Raw genomic sequence first — 18074 nt, 5'->3', positions numbered from 1 at the left:
CTCATCATCGTTTCCACGTTCTCGGCCGCGGCTAGAGCGGCGCACCGGGCCACCAGGCGGCGCGCAAATCGGCACCGGTGGTGGGCGTTCCGACCACCTGGATACGGCAGAAGTTCCGGTCCGCGCGGTCGAAAAAGATCTCGAGCACGCCCGTGGTGTGGCCGTCGAGGTCGGAACCGGTGTCGGTGAAGGTGGTGTGGCCCCAGAACAGGTGACCGGAACCCGAAGGACGACTCCACGCCTCATCGCCCTCGGGGAAGTCGGCCAAGGCGACGCCGGGCTGAATCGGGGTGCGGTCGGCGTTGCAGACTATCTCCAGATCGATGACCGGGTCCCGATTGCCGAGGCAGAACAGCGTGCCGATCGGAAGCGAGGTGTCGAGGGGGACATTGTTGTATTTGGTGTCCTGGGGCAGGCAGCCGGACAGCTCCTCGTACCCGGACCCGTAGGGGAATCCCGGTAGGAGATCGGGAAAAGCCTGCGCGATGTAGGCGAACGCACCCCACTGTGAACCGTCCACCGAACCTGACACGGGTGTACGCACCGGGCGGGCCTGCGAAGGAGTTGTTCGGGACAAGACCCCGACGAGCGCGGCCGCGGCGACGAGGATGATCACCAGTGCGGCCACGGACAGCCGGGTGGCTCGACGCCGGGGAGTGGGCGTCAGCGCGGCGCGGGCCGCGGCGGCGAGTGCGCCGCAGCTGGCGAAGCGGTCGGCCGGATTCTTGGCCATCGCGGTCGCGATCACGGCGTCGAAATCCTTGGGCACCTGGGGATTCGCCGCCGACGGGCGGGGCGGGGGTTCGTGCAGGTGCGCGTACATCACCGAACCGGCGCCGGTGCGCGGGAACGGCACCGATCCGGTGAGCATCTGGTACAGGGTGCAGCCCAGCGCGTAGACATCCGCGCGGTGATCGACCGGCCCGTCGCCGAACTGTTCGGGAGCGGCATAGGCGAGGGTGGTGGCGACGCCGCCGGACTGTTTCACGCCGTCCTCGATGGGATGCGCGACACCGAAATCGGTGACCAGCACGCGATCCGAGCCGTCGGCGTCGGTGGTGAGCAGGATGTTCGCGGGCTTCACGTCTCGGTGCAGGAGTCCGGCTCGGTGAATCTCGTCCAATCCCGCTGCCGCGTCACCGAGAATGCGTACCGCGCGCTCGACCGTCAGCACCTGGGGGCCGCGGCGGATCAACCCGGCCAGGTCGCCGCCGTCGATGTATTGCATGGCGATCCACAACCGGCCGTGGTCTTCGCCGCGATCGTGCACGGCCACCAGGTTCGGATGCTGTAGCCGCGCGGCCAGTTCCGCCTCGCGCAGGAAGCGGGCATGGAATTCCGAATCGCTGTCGTGGCGATCGTCGAGCACCTTGAGCGCATCCCACCGCGGCAACCGCGGATGCTGTGCCAGGTACACCGTTCCCATGCCCCCGCTGCCCAGCCGCCGCACGATGCGATAACCGGCGACCAGCACGCCGTCGGCCACATCCATCAGGCTTCCTCCCCCGATTCAGCCCCCGACATCCTCGACACTCCACTCGACCGGCCGCACGCCCGCGCCTCATCATCGCCGACCGCGATCAACGCCGGATTGGTGCTGAATACTAACGGCTGGTAAGGGCTCTCGAAAAGGGTTGCCGGGGAATATATTCGGCGGCGAGGTCGCGCTTATCCGACGTCTATCGAGCGACTATCGGTCCATGTGTTCCCGACTTAGAGTGTGTCGATGGGGGTTCGCGGATTCATGAACGTGCTCGGCGCGATGAACGGCGGGATACTCGCGATCCTGTGGGGGATCACCGTCATTGTCCTGCTGTCCCTGGAGGTTTCGGGTCGATGGTTGCGCGGCTGATCCTCGCGGGAGCGCCGCTGCACCCGGCGGTCGTGACGGCCTTGCGCGCGGCGGCCGCCGAGGCCGGGGCGCGTCCGGTCGATACGCGTGATCTGCTGGTGGCGTTGATGCGTGCCGATCAGAGCGGCGAATGGTCGCGAATCTGGCTGCACACCGGGGATATCGACGCGGTCGCGGGCACCGTGGCCGTGGACCCCGAGCCCGCGAGTTCGGCGGCGTGGGACGGGATTCCGGTCACCGACACCTGCGCGATCGCACTCGACGTCGGCGGGCGGCTGGCCTTCCGCTACAACCTGTGGCCGATTCCGGTCGGGCTCATCGCGATTGGGTTGGTCGCGGACCCGACCTCCGCGGCAGGGCAAGCCCTCGGTGGGGGAGTGGAGCACGCCGAACTGCTGCGCATGCTGCAATCGGAGATTCTGGGCATGCCGTTGAGCGGCCTCGACGTCATCCTGCCCACCGTGCTGGGCGAGGCTCGGGCGGCGCATCGCGGTGGCTCCGCGTCGCCGAATCCGCCTGCCGCTCCACGGCGTCGAGGCCGCATCCTCATCCCGCTCGCCATCGGCCTGGCCGTGCTCGGGCTGATCGGGCAGTGGGGGATCGACAGAATGCTGCATGGCGACCACGATTCGGCGGCCCTGCCGTCCACGACGACAACGTATGTGAAACCCACCGCCGTCCCGCTGCAGGTCGGCACCGCCGCTCCGGATGGGTCTCGGCTCGATATCCACGTCCCCGCGGGAACCGAACTGGCCGTCGACAAATGGCCCGACGGCTGCACGCTGCTGACCGATGCGGAACTGCGCGCGATCCTGCCGCAGGCCACAAATTTCCATCGAACCGCGCAACCCCTCGAGCTGATCGGCGTCACCAATGGTCACGTCGACATGCACAAGGGCTACATCCCGCGAGCCGGATGCGAATTCGGCTTCCAGTTGCCGCGGCCCCTGCAACCGAATGCGCTGTCGACCACCGAGGGCGCAAGTCTGACCGTCATGATGCTCGGCATCGTCGACCCGTCCCTGACAGACCAGCTGTACGAAAAGGACCGCGACCCCATCCTCGAACGCGAGATGACCGACATCGGCAACGCCTGGGGCCCCGACGCCTGCTACACCTGGCACAATCGCGGTGATACCAAGGGCGGCGACTACAGCGTCGCCTGCCGCCAGGGCCAATACTACTTCGAAGTTTCACTGAACCCATACACCGCCCTTCCCGAATTCCAGGGCGGCGCAGCCAATTTCGCCAAACTACTCCCCGAACTGGTCAAAACGGTTTCCGCCAGACTGTCGTGATCATCGCCCGTTCAGTAGCCTTGGCGCGTGCGTGTGTCGACTCGACTGTTGCCATTGCTGAGTGTGATCGCGGTGGGTTGGCTGCTCCCGGCGGGAGTGGTCGGGCCGGCGGCCAGCGCGGAGTCGACGCCGTCGCGGTTGGTCACCGTGGCGCAGTCCGGTGTGCTGCGAGTGTGCACGACCGGCGACTACCCGCCCTATACGGTGCGTGGGGCGGACGGCACCTACGCGGGGGTGGACATCACCCTCGCCACCGATCTCGCGGGCTCATTGCACGCTGTGCCGCAATGGATTTCGACGACGTGGGCGAGCCTGGCCGACGACTTCGTCGCGAAGTGTGACTTGGCCGTCGGCGGCATCTCCGATACCGCCGAGCGGCGTCGCGTCGCCGACTTCTCCATTCCCATCTCCACCGATGGCAAGACACCGGTCACCCGCCGCGACGAGGGCGACGCCTATTCCACCATCGCGGACATCAACCAGCCGGGCGCGCGGGTCATCGTGAATCCCGGTGGCACCAACGAGAAATTCGCCCGCGCCAACTTCCCCGACGCCCAGCTGATCGTCTGGCCCGACAACCTCACCATTTACGACCAGTTGGAACAGGGCAACGCCGATGTCTTCGTCACCGACTCGGTCGAGGGCCGCTACCGCACCCGCACCCACCCCGACCTCCAGGTCCTCCACCCCGACCACCCCTTCGACTCCGCCCCCAAGGCCTACCTCCTCCCTCGCGGTGATCTCCCCTTCAACACTGTCGTCAACGCCTGGCTCCAAACCCAACTCGCCACCGGCAGACCCACCCAACTCCTCGACACCTGGATCGATTGACCGCACACCATCGCGGTGTCCGGACGAGGAAATTCTGTTGCGCTGCCGCGGCGGGTGCCGCGATCGTGTGGGGTATGGACGTGATCATGGAAGATCCTGCGCGGCTCGGGGTTACCGTCCTACGGGACGGGCGCGAACTGGCGTGGGCCGAGTGGGGGCCGATGGACGGGCGACCGGTGGTGTTCTGTCCCGGGGCGGGATGGGGACGGTGGCTGGGTTTCGGGGATGGCCTGCTGGCCGAATTGGGGGTGCGGCTGGTGTCGGTGGAGCGTCCCGGTCTCGGCGATTCCACCGCGGCACCCGGCCGGACGCTGCTCGACTGGGCGGATGACGTCGAGCAGCTCGGCCTCGACCGACCCGCGGTCGTCGGGTTCTCCCAAGGCGCGCCGTTCGCCCTGGCCTGCGCCGCCCGGGGATTCACCTCGGCCGTGGCGATCGTGTCCGGCGGCGACGAACTCGCTCATCCCGGTATGGCTCTGCCGCCCGAGGTTCGGCAGCTCGTCGACCTGGCGGCAACCGACCCGACCACCGCCGAGATCGAATTCGCACGTTTCGGCAGCGCGGAAACCTTGTGGCGGTTGACCATCGACGGCAGCGCCGAGCTAGACCGCGAAATCTACCTGCAACCCCGTTTCGAGAAGGCCTTCCGCCGCACCCTGGACGCCGGATTCGCCCAGGGCCCAGCAGGCTACGCCCGCGACACACTCCTCCACTTCGCCCCCTGGCCATTCCGCCTCGAAAACCTCACCCCCACAGTGCACCTCTGGTACGGCGCCCAAGACACCAACCCAACCCACTCCCCAGACCACGGGGCCACCCTAGCCACCCGAATCCCCAACGCCATCCGCCACTACCTCCCCAACGCCGGCGGCGCCCTGCTCTGGACCAACGCCCGCCCAATCTTGACGCACCTTCTAGAGTGACGACGCACCGTACGCCCCCGCAGTGGGCCGATTCCTGCACAAACCACTATCTCGAGACGGTTTCCTGCTCTCCCCGTCGAAATGGCCGGTACTACTTCGACGGTGTGGGGTGGATTAGACCGGGTGGTGGGAAGTGCTCGGGGGTGTCGTCGGTCAGCGAGTAGTACTCGAGGCCGATCAGTCTGCCGTCCCGGACGAACAGGAGGATTCCTCCGTCGTCGGTCGCTGCCTCGGTCACGGGATTGGCTGTGTTCGGAGCGGTGGGTGCGGTCGGGTCGACGGTGAGATCGATCGTGGGGCAGCCGCAACGACATTCCCCGACGACCGTTCCACGGTTCGAGTGTGGTGGATGCCAGTTCGATCACTGTCGTGAGTAGGCCGGAAATGCAGAAAGGCCCGGCGGGGGCCGGGCCTGATCTGGTGGAACTTGGTGCGCGATACTGGGATTGAACCAGTGACCTCTTCCGTGTCAGGGAAGCGCTCTCCCGCTGAGCTAATCGCGCGGGTCTTCATGCTCTTCAATGAAGAAGAGGCGGCGACGGGAATCGAACCCGTGTGCACGGCTTTGCAGGCCGTTGCCTCACCACTCGGCCACACCGCCAAGCAGGCCGTGTTGGCCTCTCGAGCGGATGACGGGATTCGAACCCGCGACCCTCACCTTGGCAAGGTGATGCGCTACCAGCTGCGCTACATCCGCATTTCGTCCCGGGCGCCTCTCGGCTGTCCCGCTGACGAGAGAGAACATTAGCCGACTGGCTGTGCAGGTAACAAATCGCCTGGTAGGAGGGGGTAAATATGAACAACACGGGTGTAGTTCGGTCGGGCTGACGGGCGCAGCGCGGAACCAACCCGAAATCCCGAACCGTGCCCAGCGGGATACGGGCCGCCCCCATCCCACCCCGCCGCGGCCAATTGCCCGTAGCGCTCGGCCGACCATTCGGTAAACCCCGCGCGACACGACAGACCCGCCCGTCACGCACCGATTTTCCGCCTTTACGCACGCGATTTGGTGTCGCGAACGCGATCTGTGTAAAGTTCTCTCTCGTTCGGAGCGGCGAAAACGCCAGGAAGAATGACCCCGGTTCTATAGCTCAGCGGGAGAGCACTCGCCTCACACGCGAGGGGTCGCTGGTTCGATCCCAGCTAGAACCACAGCACAGCGAAGCCGCAGGCCAGAAGGTCTGCGGCTTCGCTGTATCTGTATCGATCCGAATCGACTCGGATTTCCAGCTCGCCGTTCCTGCCCGCTCTGCCGGGCCGAGTGGGTGCGTCCCCGACGCTGTAGCGCGTGCATCGAATGGCGCATCGGTATAGCTGGCACCGCGGCGGTCGGTGGAGTCATCGTGGGACGATGCCGGTAGCGGAAGCGCAGTACTGCCACAGTGTTTCGCGGTCGGCGTCGGATTCGCGAGTGCGGCGCAGGTAGTGCTCCGGGCGGGGGTGGCGGTCGTGCCAGAAGCCGACCGGCGCGACATCGGCGGCCGCCAGCCAGACCGCGGTGTCCGCGCCTTCGGTCGGGGTGCGCAGCAGGGGAGCCGCGAGGCGGCGGAAACGCGGGAGGGAATCGGCGACACCGGGCGTGTCGACCCAGCCCGGGTGCATGGAATGCACCGCTGTGCCCTGGGCCGCATAGCGGGCGGACAACAAGTGGGCGAGGACGACCTGCATGCGCTTGGTTCGGGCGTAGGCGGTGGCGCCGCGGTACGGGGCCGAACGGTACTCGATGTCGTCGACCCGCAGCGGCTGGGTGTACATGCCTCCCGAGGATACGAAGATCACGCGCGCCGCGGGCGATCGTGCCAGGGTAGGGGCCAGCAGGTCGGTGGCCAGCAGGGGGCCGAGAACGTGAGTGGCCAAACAGATTTCATGCCCCTGGGGGCTCTCGGCTCGGACGGACGGCATGACCCCGGCATTGTGGACGAGAACGTCGACGCGCTCGGTTCGCTGCGCGAGCTCACGGGCGAATCGACGCACATCGGTCAGATCCGAGATGTCGCAACGCAAGACGTCGAAATCAGCTCCGGTCACGCCGACGGCCATCTCCGCCGCTGCCGCCCGGCCGCGCTCCGGGTCGCGCACCAGCAGCGTGACCGAGGCGCCCAGCATCGCGAGCCCGGTCGCGACCGCCTTGCCGATGCCCGAATTAGCCCCGGTGACAAGCGCTGTGCGCCCGCTCAGCGCGTCCGGTGGCAACGGGCTCCAGGATCGCTGTCGCAGCAGGTATCCCGGTCGGCCGTAGCCGAGCGCGATGGTGCGATCGAGCAGGGTGTCGAAGAGGGGGTGCATGGGGGAGGCTCTCCGGTCGGTATCGATTTGATGCATCGTTTTTGCATCGATTGAATGGTACCGTCGAACGCGCGATGCGGACCACCCGCCGATCGCCTCGCTCGACCGCCGGAGGAAACGATGAAAGAGACTCCAATCCGCAGGTTCGGCCTCGCGGTCCGCGCTACCACGACGGGGAACCCCGCCACCGCCGGTCACCTCATGGCCACGTCCGGGACACGGGCCGCCGCGCTCGATGGAATCGCCGCGTCGTGCGCGCGTTGACAGGCGCCGCGCGCAGGGTCGCGGTCATCGGCAGCGGTGTCTCCGGTCTCACGGCAGCCTGGGTGCTGGCTCGCGACTGCGAAGTCGTACTCTACGAAGCCGATTCACGACTGGGCGGTCATGCGCACACCCATGAGGTGAGCGCCCGGGCCGATGGGACGGGTCAGCCGATCGGGGTCGACTCCGGATTCATCGTGCACAACGACCGCACCTATCCGACGCTGCTGCGCCTGTTCGCCGAACTGGGTGTTCCTACACAGGAATCGGACATGTCGATGTCGGTGCGGTGCGACGGCTGCGGGCTCGAATATGCCGGCGCGAAGGGCTTGCGCGGGTTGTTCCCGATGCCGGGAACACTGCGTCGGGGGGCCTATCTGCGCATGCTCGGCGAGATCACCCGATTCCACCGGCTGGCGCGGGCCGAACTCGCCGATGAGGGCGAGGAGGCGCGCACACTGGGCGAATTCCTGCGGGCCGCAGCGTTCTCCGCGTACTTCACGGCACATTTCATGGTGCCGCTGGTGGCCGCGGTCTGGTCCTGCTCGCCCCGGCTGGCGCTGGACTATCCCGCACGCTACCTGTTCACCTTTCTCGATCATCACGGGATGCTGACCGTCTTCGGCTCGCCCACCTGGCGGACGGTGTCGGGCGGATCGGCGAACTACGTGCGGGCGGTCGCGGCGGATCTGCACGATGTGCGCGCGGGCGTGCCGGTGCGGGCGGTGCACCGAGCCTCGCGCACCGTCGCGATCCGCGATGACGCCGACAATATCGAGTTCTTCGACGCCGCGGTGATCGCCACTCACCCCGATCAGGCGCTTCGACTGCTCGATGCGCCGACTCCGCTGGAATCGGCGGTCCTCGGCGCACTGCCCTACTCGCGGAACCGGACGGTCCTGCACACCGACGATTCCGTGCTGCCGCGCAGCGCGGGCGCGCGGGCCTCGTGGAACTGCCGGCTGCCCGGCTGCACCGTCGCACCGAACCGGGTGCTGGTCAGCTACGACCTGACCCGGCTGCAGCGGTTGCCCCGGACGGCCGATCGCCGTTTCCTGGTCACACTGGGTGAGGGTGCTCGGGTGGCGCCCGGCGCCGTCCTGGCCACGATGGACTACGCGCACCCGCAGTACACGATCGAATCGATGGCGGCCCGGCGCCGGCTGCCCGAAATCGGCGACGGCATCGTCGCGTTCGCCGGCGCGTATCACGGATGGGGTTTCCACGAAGACGGCGCGCTGTCGGGGCTGCGCGCCGCCGAACGTATCGGCGGTCGATGGCACGCCCGGCGATCGGGGCTGACGGACCCCGCGAGGGCGCGGATATGACCCGAGCGCGATTGGTGCACACCGTCATCCGGCACACGCGGCTGGAACCGGTGCACCATGCCTTCCGGTACCGCAGCTACAGCTGGCTGGTCGATCTCGACGAACTGCCCGCGCTGCCGTGGTGGCTGCGCCGGTTCGCGGACTTCCGGACCCGTGATCGCCTCGGCGATCCGCACGCCACACTGCGCCACAACGTGGAGGGCTACCTCGCCGAACACGGTATCGACCTGAGCGGCGGGCAGATCCTGATGCTCGGCAACGCCAGGGTGCTCGGCTACATCTTCGACCCGCTGACCGTCTTCTGGTGTCATGACGTGACCGGGGCGCTGCGATGCGTCATCGCGGAGGTGCACAACACCTACGGGCAGCGGCACCGCTATCTGATCCCCGCAACGGCAACGGCCATGGTGGACAAGCAGTTCTACGTCTCGCCGTTCAACCCGGTGACGGGCCGCTACCGGCTACGCCTCCCGGCGCCCGCCGAGCGGTTGCACCTGGCGATAGCACTGGAGGGCACCGACGGCCGGGTGCTGTTCACCGCTAGCGTCTCCGGTCGCGTGCTGGCCGCGAAGCCTTCGGCCGTCGCGCGCGCGGTGTGCGCGCACCCCCTCGAAACGTGGCGGATCGCCGCTCGCATCCGCTGGCAGGGCCTGCGGCTGTGGGCTCGTGGTCTGCCCATTGTTCCTCGCCCTTCCCACTCTCCTCTGGAGGCCTTGTCATGACCGTCCCCGTGTGCACGGCACAGCCGTCGAGCGGACCGCGCACCGATCGCTGGGCCTACTTGCGGCCGGTGCCTCGAGGCGCCCGCGTCGCCGTGGGGCGCCCGGTCGCCATGGCGCTGTTCGGTAATGCCGTGGCCCGGTTGCCGGTTCGCGTGGAACTGCCCGGCGGACGGTCGCTCGGCGGAGGCCGGGACGATCCGGCGGCGCCGTCGATGGTGGTGCACGACCCGGCGGCCTTCGCCGCGCGTATCGCCGCGACCGGTCTGATCGGCTTCGGCGAGGCGTATATGGCCGGGGACTGGTCCGCACCGGATCCGGCGGGCGTGCTGACCGTCTTCGCCTGCGCCGTCGACCGATTGGTGCCGGCGCCGCTGCAGTCGCTGCGGCCCTGGCTGCTGCCGCGGCAGCCGCGCGAACATCGCGCCACCGACGTCGGCGCACGGAACAACGCGGCACATCATTACGACCTGTCCAACGAGTTCTTCGCATCGTTCCTGGACGACACCATGACCTACTCCTCGGCGCTGTTCGAATGGCTCGAGCCCGGACCGGTATGGGGTGATCTGGCCGACGCCCAGCGCCGCAAGATCGATCGGCTGCTCGACGACGCGGGCGTGGGGCCCGGCCGGACGCTGCTCGAAATCGGCACGGGCTGGGGCGAATTGGCCATTCGCGCGGCCCGGCGCGGGGCACGCGTCCGTTCGGTGACTCTCTCGTCGCAGCAGCAGACGCTGGCCCGGCAGCGGGCGGCGGCGGCCGGAGTGGCGGACCGGGTCTCGGTCGAGCTGCTCGACTACCGCGCGGTGCGCGGACGATACGACGCGGTGGTGTCGGTGGAGATGATGGAGGCGGTCGGGTTCGACTATCTGCCGGACTATTTCCAGACCCTGACGCGCGTGCTGGCGCCGGGCGGACGCGCCGCCGTCCAGGTGATCACCATGCCGCACGCGCGGATGCTCGCCACGCGTCACACCCACACCTGGATTCAGAAGTACATCTTCCCCGGCGGCTTCCTGCCGTCGGAAACACTGCTGGCGCAGCAGCTCTCGCAGCATTCCGGACTTCGGGCGGTGCGGCGGCGCGCGCTGGGGCCGCATTACGCCCAGACGCTGCGGCTGTGGCGGGAACGCTTCGACGCGGCGGCTCAGCGCGTCGGCGAGCTGGGTTTCGACGATGTCTTCCGGCGCATGTGGCAGTTGTACCTCGCCTATTCCGAGGCCGGGTTCCGCTCCGGCTATCTCGACGTCGTGCAATTGGTGCTCGAGCACCGCCCGACGGGGTCGCCGAGCCGGTCCGGGCCGACGCCATGACGCTGCGGCCGGGCGGCGATGACCACGCCGAACTCACGGAGTACACCGTGGGCGCGGTGGCCCGGCTGCTGAGCCTTCCGGTGGCCACGCTGCGGAGCTGGAATCAGCGCTACGGCATCGGGCCTCGGCAGCACCGGCCCGGCCGGACGCGCTACTACACCTCCGGCGACCTGGCTGTCGCGATCCGGATGGCGGAGCTGGTCCGGGCGGGCGCGAGCCCGGCCAGCGCCGCGCGGGCCGCGTCCATGATGCTCGAACCCGCGCCGACGCCGGGCGACACCGCACCGGTGATCGACGCCGCCGAACGCATGGACATCGCCCGGCTCACGAGCCTGGTGTCGGCCCATCTGGTGCACTACGGCGTCTGCGATACCTGGAATCGATTGTGCCGACCGGTATTCCACACGATTGTCGAACGTCAGGTCGCGGGACAGGGTTACATCGACGTCGAGCACATCTTGTCATGGGCGGTGACCACCAGTCTGCATCGTGGAATCCCGCCGCTGGTCGGGTCCGGGTACGCACCGCGTGTGCTGCTGGCGTGCGCCGCGGGCGAGCAGCATCTGTTGCCGCTCGAGGTGCTGCGAGCCGCCTTGGCCGAGCAACGATGCGCGGCAGTGTTTCTGGGCGCGAATCTGCCCGCATCCGCGCTCGCGGACGCGCTCGATCGGCGGACCCGCGGATGCACCGTGGTGCTGTGGTCGCAGTCCCCGGACACCGTGAGCCCCGATCCCATCGGTGTCGCCGAGGCTCGCGGGGCCACGGTGCTGCTGGCGGGACCGGGATGGCCGCGGACCGAATATGCCGACGGGCGCAGGCATCTCGCCTCCCTGGAGGGCGCACTCGCCGCGATCACGGGCAGGGAGCCGCAGTGAGGTCACCGTGGTGTCCGCGGAGGGCGTCGATCCACGACTCCGCGTCCCGGGCGGGCGGGGGGCGCCCGTCAGTGCGTGACGGGCGGATCGAGACCATCGAGCGCGTCGCTGAGATCGGTGAGCCGCCGCGGCGAACCCGGCAACAGAACGGTGTCCCAGCCGGGACCCGCGATACAGACCTGCGCGCCCGCGTCGGCGCAGGCGCGCACCGCCGAGGTCATCGCCGTGGCCTCCTGCTGAGACCACAGCACGACCGTGGCGGGACCGGGAAGGCGGGCGAGTGTGTCCACGAGCGCGAAGGTCGGCACGTCCGGACCCAGCATGTGCGCGCTCACCCCGCGTTCGGCCAGGGCCGCGCGCAGCACTTCCAATGGCAGCGAATGGCTTTCGCCGCTGGTGCACGCGAGCACGAGAGAGGCACGGCGGGTGGCCGGTGCGGCGGTGCGGTGCAGGGCCGTGATGACGCTCCACGACAGGGCGTGCTCGACATCGACGCACCCCTCGCCGCCGAGCTGGCGATCGACGATGGCGGCGAACGCGGGACGGCACAGTCGATCCCAGGTCTCGACCACACCGTGGGCGCGCAGATGCTGTTCGAGCAGGTCGCACAGGGCACCGGACTCCAGCGTGAAGGCGGTGTCGAGCAGGGCCGCCACATCGGCGAACGCCGGTGCGGGCCCGCGCGCGACGGCCGCGGCGCGCGCCGGGGTGGAACCGGCGTCGATGAGCTCGAGCATCCTGGTGAGCACGGCGATATCGGCCTCGTCGTAGAGCCGATGCCGCCCCGGCCGGTCCTGGCGGGGCCCGATCCCGTAACGCCGGTTCCAGCTGCGCAGGGTCGCGGTCGGGATACCGAGGCGTTCGGCCACCGCACCCACCGGAAAACCGATCGGTTCAGATGCAGTCGTCGGGCGGTCTCGCATGAGGCGATTGTGCCCGGTCGTCGTCACCGCAACCCTCCGGCCCCGGTCGCCTACGGGAAGTCGGCGAAACGAGAGATGGGATCACCATGTGATGCGTCGTGGTCGGGGCAGCGGGTCACCTCGGTGGCCGGCCCGTTCCGGGACTGCTCGATGCCGGGCATTCGCGCGGGTGCGGTCGCGTGATCCGGCAAGCGCAAGGTGGCGCCGTGGCGGGAGCGCGTCAGCGTGGTGCGGTGATGGGACCCGCACGGCGGGTGTGCGGACCGCACTGGGGCGGGCACGCCGGGCGGGCGGCGCCATCCCATCGAAGAATCCGGACGTCCGAAGACAGGAGAGAGGCGATGAATCGAAACATGTTGCGGCGTCTGGCGTCAGCGCTCACGCTCGTGGTGGGGCTGCTCACTTCGGGTGCGGTGAGCGGAAATTCGGCGATCGCGCAGGCCGAGCCCCCGGCACCGGTGGCCGCACTGGATGTGGATCGGTATCTGGGCACCTGGTACCAGCTGGCAGCGGTACCGCAGTTCTTCAATCTGGTGTGCGCTCGCGACACCCGCGCGGAGTACACCCTCGACGCGCGAGGTGATGTGGCGGTGCACAATTCGTGCACCACCTGGTCGGGCGGTGCGAACGATATTCGTGGTACCGCGACCGTCGCAGATCCCTCGACCCGGGCGCAGCTGCACGTCAGCTTTCCGGGCGTTCCCACCCAGGACGCGCGCTACGGTCCGGCCAATTACGTCGTCACAGCACTGGGAGCGGACTATTCCTGGGCACTGGTCACCGATCCCTACCGCTTGTCGGGATTCGTACTGTCCCGCACCCCGGCCCTGGAACCCGCCGAATGGCTGCGGATTCGCGCGGCCATCGCGGCGGTGGGCGAGAACGCGTGCTGGTATCTGACCAGCCCGACCCGCGGCGGCATCGAGGCCATCGGCCCGCTGTGCGCGGCTCGAGTCGCAGCGGGCGGTTGAATCGATTATGCATCGAATATTGTTAGGATGGCGGTATGACCGTCGCCATCGTGCTGTTCACCAGGGACCTGCGCGTGCACGACAATCCGGCGTTGACCGCGGCATATCGCGAATCCCGATCGGTTGTGCCGCTGTTCGTCCTGGACAGTGATCTGCTCGCCCGGCTGGGCGACGCGCCGAACCGGCTGCGGTTCCTCGGCGCCGCGCTGGGCGAGCTCGATGGCGAACTACGTGCCCGTGGCGGCCGCCTGATCGTGCGGCGCGGACGGGTGGTCGACGAGGTGGAGCGGGTCGTGCGGGAGACGGGCGCCGGCTGCGTGCATCTCGCGGCCGACGTCACCGGCTACGGTCTGCGCAGGGAAAGCCTGCTGCGGGAAAGGCTTTCGCGCATCGGCTGCGTCCTGTACGCGCATGCCGCGTCGATCACCGCCGTGGATCCCGGTGCAGTGCGCCCGGACACCGGCCGCGGACACTATGCGGTGTTCACACCGTACTTCCGCAGGTGGCTGGACACCCCGGTGCGCCGCCCGCTGCCCGCGCCGGAGGCGCTGTCGGTGCCACCGATCACCGGGGACGCCGATCCGGGCGTGCTCGCCTCCGGAGGTTCTCCCGAACTCGAGGTGGGCGGTGAGACCACCGGCCGAAAGCGGTTCGAGCACTGGATTTCCGGGCCCGTGACTCGTTATGCCGAGGTCAAGGATTCGCCCGCGGTGGACGGCACCTCGGGGCTGTCGCCGTATCTGCATTTCGGATGCCTGTCGCCGGTGGAGGTGGTGTCACGGACCGATGTCACCGATCCGGGTGCACTCGCCTTCGTCCGGCAGCTGGCATGGCGGGATTTCTACCACCAGGTGCTGGCCGATCGGCCCGATGTCGCCCTCGGCGATTACCGGTCGGTGGACGCCCCGTGGCGCACCGATCCGGCCGGCGTGGCTGCCTGGTGTGCCGGGCGCACCGGATATCCCATGGTCGATGCCGGCTTGCGGCAGTTGCTCGCGACCGGGCTGATGCCCGGTCGCGCCCGGCTCGTCGCCGCGAGCTTCCTGGTCAAAACCCTGCGGGTGGACTGGCGGATCGGCGCGAAGCATTTCGAACGCTGGCTGGTGGACGCCGATGTCGCCAACAACAGGCTCAATTGGCAGTGGATGGCGGGCACCGGCACCGATACTCGATCGAGCCGGGTGCTCAACCCGCTGCGGCAGGCCGAGCGCTTCGATCCGGACGGCGCCTACGCCCGGCGCTGGATACCCGAACTCGCGCACCTGCCCGGAGCGGAGATCCACCGTCCCTGGCGCAGCGGCAATCCCATCGGGGATTATCCGCCGCCGATCGTCGAATTCAATGGCATGTGAACGTGATTCACCGGCCTGCGGGTCACGCGCCGCGCCCCAGGAGATGCCGCAGGGCAGGCTCGATGTCCTCGAACCGGAACTCGTGGGCGGCGGCGAGCAGGCGTCCCGGAATCACCCGCTGACTGGCGGCGGCGAGCTCGGCGGCCCCTTCCCTGCCGAGCAGCACTGCCGGGCCGAAGGCGGGGATCGGCAGCACCGCGGGCCGGTTCAGTACCCGGGCCAGGGCGTGGGTGTAGTCGCGATTGCGCACCGGGTGCGGCGCAACGGCATTGACCGGGCCGGACAGCTCGGTGTCCCATAGCGCGCGATGGTATACGTCGACCAGGTCGTCGAGGCCGATCCACGGCAGCCACTGACGCCCGTCCCCGAGGCGTCCGCCGAGCCCGGCGGCGAACAACGGGCGTAGCAGGCGCAGCGTCCCCCCGCGCGGCGATTGCACTATTCCGGTGCGCACGTGCACCACGCGGGTTCCCGCCGCCAGTGCGGGGCTGGCGGCGGTTTCCCACTCCTCGACCACCTCGGCGAGGAATCCTGTTCCGCGCTCGGCGGATTCGTCGAGCAGCTCATCGCCGCGGTCGGCGCCGTAGTAGCCGACCGCCGAGGCGCTGACGAACAGCGGGACGCCCGCTTCGGCCGCCCGCTCGGCCAGCTCGCGGGTCGGCCCGACGCGGCTGTCCATGATCTCGCGCTTGTGCGTGGGAGTGAACCGTCCGGCGATGGACGCACCCGCCAGATGGATGACGGCATGGACCCCCGCGAGCAGCTCCGGTGCCGGGGCGTGCGGATCCCAGCGGCGCTCATCGGGATTCGCCGGCGCCCGGCGGACCAGGCGGATCACGCGGTGGCCGCCGGTGCTCAGGAACGCCGACAACGCGGTGCCGACCAGGCCGGACGCACCGGTGACGGCGATGGTGGACTTCTCGAATCCGTGTGCGGCCGCGCGCCGGTGTGCGGCGAGGTCATCGGCGATCTGACGATAGCGGTAATCGAACATGGGTCGGAGCACGGCGGCGGGAACGGGAGTGTCGACCCGGTCGATGATCCGGGTGTGTTCGTCGTCGACCGCCTCGAATTCGTGGGTGTGCCGCCAGGGCAGCAGGCGCCCGATCGGCATCGAGGCCGGACCGTCGACCGCGATCTCGTCCACGAATCGGCGCGGGGGATCGAACTCCTCGGCGCGATGCCGGGCCGCCCAGCGTAGCCCGGCGGGTAACCGCAGGACCGCTTGCCCGTCAGCGAGGGAATCCGCCTCGGATGCGATGGCGACCGGTTGCCATGGCGGTGCGAGGCGGCTGAGAGCGCCCGGCCTGCCGAACCACTCGAACACTTCCGTCCGAGGAACCGCGATGGTGCTCGAACACTCGATGCTCACAGTTCGAGGGTAGCCATCCCCGCGACTCAAATGCAACGTTCCTGCATCGAATAATGATGCGAGGAGGATGCCGACCCGTACGGTCGACTTGCCAGTATGACTTGTTTGTGCAGAATCGTGGCATGCCGAACTCGAATCCCATCAGTGCGTGGAAGTCTTTGCGCGACGGTAATGATCGTTTCGTGGCGGGGCGTCAGCAGCACCCGGGCCAGGACGCGCGCAATCGCGCCGAGCTGGTCGGTGGCCAGCACCCGACGGCCATCGTTTTCGGTTGCGGCGATTCACGAGTCGCCGCGGAGATCATCTTCGATCAGGGCCTCGGTGACATGTTCGTGGTGCGCACCGCCGGTCATGTCATCGACAGCTCGGTGCTCGGTTCCATCGAGTACGGCGTGCAGGTTCTGAACGTCCCGCTGATCGTCGTGCTCGGGCACGACAGCTGCGGCGCGGTGAAGGCGACGATCGACGCCCTCGACGGCGGCGCGGTGCCCGGCGGTTTCATCCGTAGCCTGGTCGAGCGCGTGGCACCCTCGATTCTGCTCGGCCGCCGTGAGGGTTTGACCGAGGTCGACGAACTCGAGGCCCGGCATGTGGCCGAGACGAGCCGACTGCTGATGGACCACTCCCAGACCGTCGCGGCGGCAGTGGCGGCGGGCAGGCTGGCCATCGCCTGCGTCACCTACCGGCTCGAGGACGGACGCGCGCAGCTGCGGAGCGTGATCGGCGATATCGGCGAACTCGCCTGACCATCACCGTGCGCCGCAGCCCCGGAGCGGGCCACGGCGTCGGGCGGTCTGGTCACGCGACACCCCGAGTGGCCGCGCACTCGAAGCGGGCCTGTCACTCCTACTCCTGTGACGCAGCGGACTGGCCGGAACAGAAAGGCGGAGTGAGTGGTTCGTATCACCATGACATCTGACGAACTCACTCCGGATGGCCGGGCGCGGGTGCTGGCGGACGGCGGTGCGCTGCCGCTGCTCGGGTTGGGCGTGTGGCAGGTGCCCGACGGGCCGGAGTGCGTGAACGCGGTGCGCTGGGCGCTGGACGCCGGTTACCGCCATATCGATACGGCCCAGGCCTACGGGAACGAGGCCAGCGTGGGAAAGGCGCTGCGGGACAGCGGAATCGATCGTGGCGAGGTATTCATCACGACCAAATTCTTCCCGCGCGGGAACGATCCGGTCGGTGCCATGCAGCAGAGCCTGCGCCGACTGGGCGTCGACCAGGTCGATCTGTATCTGGTGCATTGGCCGCAAGGCGGTCCGACGCGGGCGTGGTCCGGCATGGAGCGGGCCGCCGAACGTGGTTACGCGCGATCGATCGGCGTCTCGAACTTCAGTGCGGCCGAACTGGAAAGCGTCACGGCCGTCGCCGAACGCATACCGTCGGTCAACCAGGTCAGCTACAGTCCGGTCGACTTCCGACAGGGCCTGCTCGAAGCCTGCCGAAAACACGGGATCGCTTTGGAGGCATACAGTCCGCTCGGCACCGGACGCCTCCTCCGAGACACCACCGTCGCTGAAATCGCCGCCGCGGCGGGACGCACCCCGGCCCATGTCCTGTTGCGCTGGGTCGTCCAGCGGGGGATCCCCGCTATCTCGAAGTCGGTGCACCGCAACCGCATCGAGGAGAACCTGCGAATCTTCGACTTCACCCTGTCCGACGAGGACATGGCCCGCCTCGACGCCCTCGACCGCACCGGACACACCGCCGAAGCCCAGGAACGCCCCTGGTGGTGACACCACGCCCGATGAACCGCCATTGGGCTGG

17 protein-coding genes and 4 tRNA genes are annotated in these 18074 nt (G+C 68.6%); 13 read left to right on the top strand and 8 right to left on the bottom strand.

Features of this window, described 5'->3' with window-relative positions:
- Positions 1 to 31 precede the first annotated feature (31 nt).
- A complete protein-coding gene (locus VMT65_RS12040; protein ID WP_326308192.1) occupies positions 32 to 1492 on the bottom strand; it encodes a serine/threonine-protein kinase in 1461 nt (486 codons plus the stop codon).
- A 234-nt stretch (positions 1493 to 1726) separates the two neighbouring features.
- On the opposite strand from VMT65_RS12040, the gene VMT65_RS12035 reads away from it, so the two are divergent.
- The 4 genes from VMT65_RS12035 (at position 1727) to VMT65_RS12020 (ending at position 4904) form a co-directional block, all read left to right on the top strand.
- On the top strand, positions 1727 to 1852 hold the full coding sequence (locus VMT65_RS12035; RefSeq protein WP_326308191.1) for a hypothetical protein: 126 nt from the start codon (positions 1727 to 1729) through the stop codon (positions 1850 to 1852).
- Positions 1837 to 3150, top strand: coding sequence for a hypothetical protein (locus VMT65_RS12030; RefSeq protein WP_326308190.1), 1314 nt, complete (start codon positions 1837 to 1839; stop codon positions 3148 to 3150). Before VMT65_RS12035 ends, VMT65_RS12030 begins: the two co-directional genes overlap by 16 nt.
- A 27-nt stretch (positions 3151 to 3177) precedes the next feature.
- Complete coding sequence (locus tag VMT65_RS12025) at positions 3178 to 3981, top strand: transporter substrate-binding domain-containing protein (RefSeq protein WP_326308189.1); 804 nt, start codon at positions 3178 to 3180, stop codon at positions 3979 to 3981.
- A gap of 86 nt (positions 3982 to 4067) precedes the next feature.
- Entirely contained in the window at positions 4068 to 4904 is an 837-nt protein-coding gene (locus VMT65_RS12020) for an alpha/beta fold hydrolase (RefSeq protein ID WP_326308188.1), read from the top strand.
- Between the two features lie 91 nt (positions 4905 to 4995).
- Here VMT65_RS12020 and VMT65_RS12015 read toward each other — a convergent pair whose 3' ends face one another.
- From VMT65_RS12015 to VMT65_RS12000, 4 genes are all read right to left on the bottom strand, one after another.
- On the bottom strand, positions 4996 to 5142 hold the full coding sequence (locus VMT65_RS12015) for a hypothetical protein (RefSeq protein WP_326308187.1): 147 nt from the start codon (positions 5140 to 5142) through the stop codon (positions 4996 to 4998).
- Between the two features lie 190 nt (positions 5143 to 5332).
- A tRNA-Val gene (locus VMT65_RS12010) sits at positions 5333 to 5407 on the bottom strand.
- 27 nt (positions 5408 to 5434) lie between these two features.
- A tRNA-Cys gene (locus VMT65_RS12005) sits at positions 5435 to 5505 on the bottom strand.
- Positions 5506 to 5528: 23 nt separating this feature from the next.
- A tRNA-Gly gene (locus VMT65_RS12000) sits at positions 5529 to 5601 on the bottom strand.
- 383 nt (positions 5602 to 5984) lie between these two features.
- On the opposite strand from VMT65_RS12000, the gene VMT65_RS11995 reads away from it, so the two are divergent.
- A tRNA-Val gene (locus VMT65_RS11995) sits at positions 5985 to 6056 on the top strand.
- A gap of 186 nt (positions 6057 to 6242) precedes the next feature.
- Here VMT65_RS11995 and VMT65_RS11990 read toward each other — a convergent pair.
- Positions 6243 to 7190 carry an SDR family NAD(P)-dependent oxidoreductase gene (locus VMT65_RS11990; RefSeq protein WP_326308186.1) on the bottom strand — a complete coding sequence of 316 codons (948 nt, stop codon included), beginning with the start codon at positions 7188 to 7190 and terminating at the stop codon, positions 6243 to 6245.
- Between the two features lie 260 nt (positions 7191 to 7450).
- Between VMT65_RS11990 and VMT65_RS11985 the strand changes: the two genes are divergently transcribed.
- From VMT65_RS11985 to VMT65_RS11970, 4 genes are read left to right on the top strand one after another with little or no spacing between them, the layout of a single operon-like run.
- Positions 7451 to 8779, top strand: a complete 1329-nt coding sequence (locus VMT65_RS11985) for an NAD(P)/FAD-dependent oxidoreductase (protein WP_326309153.1) — start codon at positions 7451 to 7453, stop codon at positions 8777 to 8779.
- A complete protein-coding gene (locus VMT65_RS11980; protein ID WP_326308185.1) occupies positions 8776 to 9501 on the top strand; it encodes a DUF1365 domain-containing protein in 726 nt (241 codons plus the stop codon). The genes VMT65_RS11985 and VMT65_RS11980 overlap by 4 nt, the downstream gene beginning before the upstream one ends.
- Positions 9498 to 10811, top strand: a complete 1314-nt coding sequence (locus VMT65_RS11975) for a cyclopropane-fatty-acyl-phospholipid synthase family protein (protein ID WP_326308184.1) — start codon at positions 9498 to 9500, stop codon at positions 10809 to 10811. The genes VMT65_RS11980 and VMT65_RS11975 overlap by 4 nt, the downstream gene beginning before the upstream one ends.
- The gene (locus VMT65_RS11970) at positions 10808 to 11686 is read left to right on the top strand and encodes a MerR family transcriptional regulator (protein WP_326308183.1); all 879 of its coding nucleotides are present in this window, start codon (positions 10808 to 10810) and stop codon (positions 11684 to 11686) included. Before VMT65_RS11975 ends, VMT65_RS11970 begins: the two co-directional genes overlap by 4 nt.
- Before the next feature lie 68 nt (positions 11687 to 11754).
- Here VMT65_RS11970 and VMT65_RS11965 read toward each other — a convergent pair whose 3' ends face one another.
- On the bottom strand, positions 11755 to 12555 hold the full coding sequence (locus VMT65_RS11965) for a MerR family transcriptional regulator (protein WP_326308182.1): 801 nt from the start codon (positions 12553 to 12555) through the stop codon (positions 11755 to 11757).
- A gap of 395 nt (positions 12556 to 12950) precedes the next feature.
- On the opposite strand from VMT65_RS11965, the gene VMT65_RS11960 reads away from it, so the two are divergent.
- Both VMT65_RS11960 and VMT65_RS11955 read left to right on the top strand, forming a co-directional pair.
- Complete coding sequence (locus tag VMT65_RS11960; protein ID WP_326308181.1) at positions 12951 to 13580, top strand: lipocalin family protein; 630 nt, start codon at positions 12951 to 12953, stop codon at positions 13578 to 13580.
- A gap of 35 nt (positions 13581 to 13615) precedes the next feature.
- Complete coding sequence (locus VMT65_RS11955) at positions 13616 to 14932, top strand: cryptochrome/photolyase family protein (RefSeq protein WP_326308180.1); 1317 nt, start codon at positions 13616 to 13618, stop codon at positions 14930 to 14932.
- Positions 14933 to 14954: 22 nt separating this feature from the next.
- On the opposite strand, the gene VMT65_RS11950 is transcribed toward VMT65_RS11955, so the two are convergent.
- Positions 14955 to 16304 (bottom strand): TIGR01777 family oxidoreductase, encoded by a 1350-nt coding sequence (locus VMT65_RS11950; protein ID WP_326308179.1) that lies wholly within the window; start codon positions 16302 to 16304, stop codon positions 14955 to 14957.
- A gap of 122 nt (positions 16305 to 16426) precedes the next feature.
- Here VMT65_RS11950 and VMT65_RS11945 point away from each other — a divergent pair, with 122 nt between their 5' ends.
- Both VMT65_RS11945 and VMT65_RS11940 read left to right on the top strand, forming a co-directional pair.
- On the top strand, positions 16427 to 17050 hold the full coding sequence (locus tag VMT65_RS11945) for a carbonic anhydrase (RefSeq protein WP_326308178.1): 624 nt from the start codon (positions 16427 to 16429) through the stop codon (positions 17048 to 17050).
- Between the two features lie 162 nt (positions 17051 to 17212).
- Complete coding sequence (locus VMT65_RS11940) at positions 17213 to 18043, top strand: aldo/keto reductase (protein WP_326308177.1); 831 nt, start codon at positions 17213 to 17215, stop codon at positions 18041 to 18043.
- Positions 18044 to 18074: the final 31 nt, after the last annotated feature.

Origin of the sequence: Nocardia sp. CDC153 (genome assembly GCF_035818515.1) — a bacterium.
GTDB lineage: Bacteria > Actinomycetota > Actinomycetes > Mycobacteriales > Mycobacteriaceae > Nocardia.
The sequence above is the reverse complement of the archived record's forward strand: the minus strand, read 5'-3'. Positions and strand labels throughout refer to the sequence as shown.

What these genes read in the sequence shown, in the direction of transcription:
- VMT65_RS11990 (WP_326308186.1), bottom strand. Translation starts at nt 7,190, where the DNA reads ATGCACCCCCTCTTCGACACCCTGCTCGATCGCACCATCGCGCTCGGC.
- VMT65_RS12040 (WP_326308192.1), bottom strand. Translation starts at nt 1,492, where the DNA reads ATGGATGTGGCCGACGGCGTGCTGGTCGCCGGTTATCGCATCGTGCGG.
- VMT65_RS12035 (WP_326308191.1), top strand. Translation starts at nt 1,727, where the DNA reads ATGGGGGTTCGCGGATTCATGAACGTGCTCGGCGCGATGAACGGCGGG.
- VMT65_RS11955 (WP_326308180.1), top strand. Translation starts at nt 13,616, where the DNA reads ATGACCGTCGCCATCGTGCTGTTCACCAGGGACCTGCGCGTGCACGAC.
- VMT65_RS11970 (WP_326308183.1), top strand. Translation starts at nt 10,808, where the DNA reads ATGACGCTGCGGCCGGGCGGCGATGACCACGCCGAACTCACGGAGTAC.
- VMT65_RS11945 (WP_326308178.1), top strand. Translation starts at nt 16,427, where the DNA reads ATGCCGAACTCGAATCCCATCAGTGCGTGGAAGTCTTTGCGCGACGGT.
- VMT65_RS11980 (WP_326308185.1), top strand. Translation starts at nt 8,776, where the DNA reads ATGACCCGAGCGCGATTGGTGCACACCGTCATCCGGCACACGCGGCTG.
- VMT65_RS11975 (WP_326308184.1), top strand. Translation starts at nt 9,498, where the DNA reads ATGACCGTCCCCGTGTGCACGGCACAGCCGTCGAGCGGACCGCGCACC.
- VMT65_RS11960 (WP_326308181.1), top strand. Translation starts at nt 12,951, where the DNA reads ATGAATCGAAACATGTTGCGGCGTCTGGCGTCAGCGCTCACGCTCGTG.
- VMT65_RS11940 (WP_326308177.1), top strand. Translation starts at nt 17,213, where the DNA reads ATGACATCTGACGAACTCACTCCGGATGGCCGGGCGCGGGTGCTGGCG.
- VMT65_RS12030 (WP_326308190.1), top strand. Translation starts at nt 1,837, where the DNA reads ATGGTTGCGCGGCTGATCCTCGCGGGAGCGCCGCTGCACCCGGCGGTC.
- VMT65_RS12020 (WP_326308188.1), top strand. Translation starts at nt 4,068, where the DNA reads ATGGAAGATCCTGCGCGGCTCGGGGTTACCGTCCTACGGGACGGGCGC.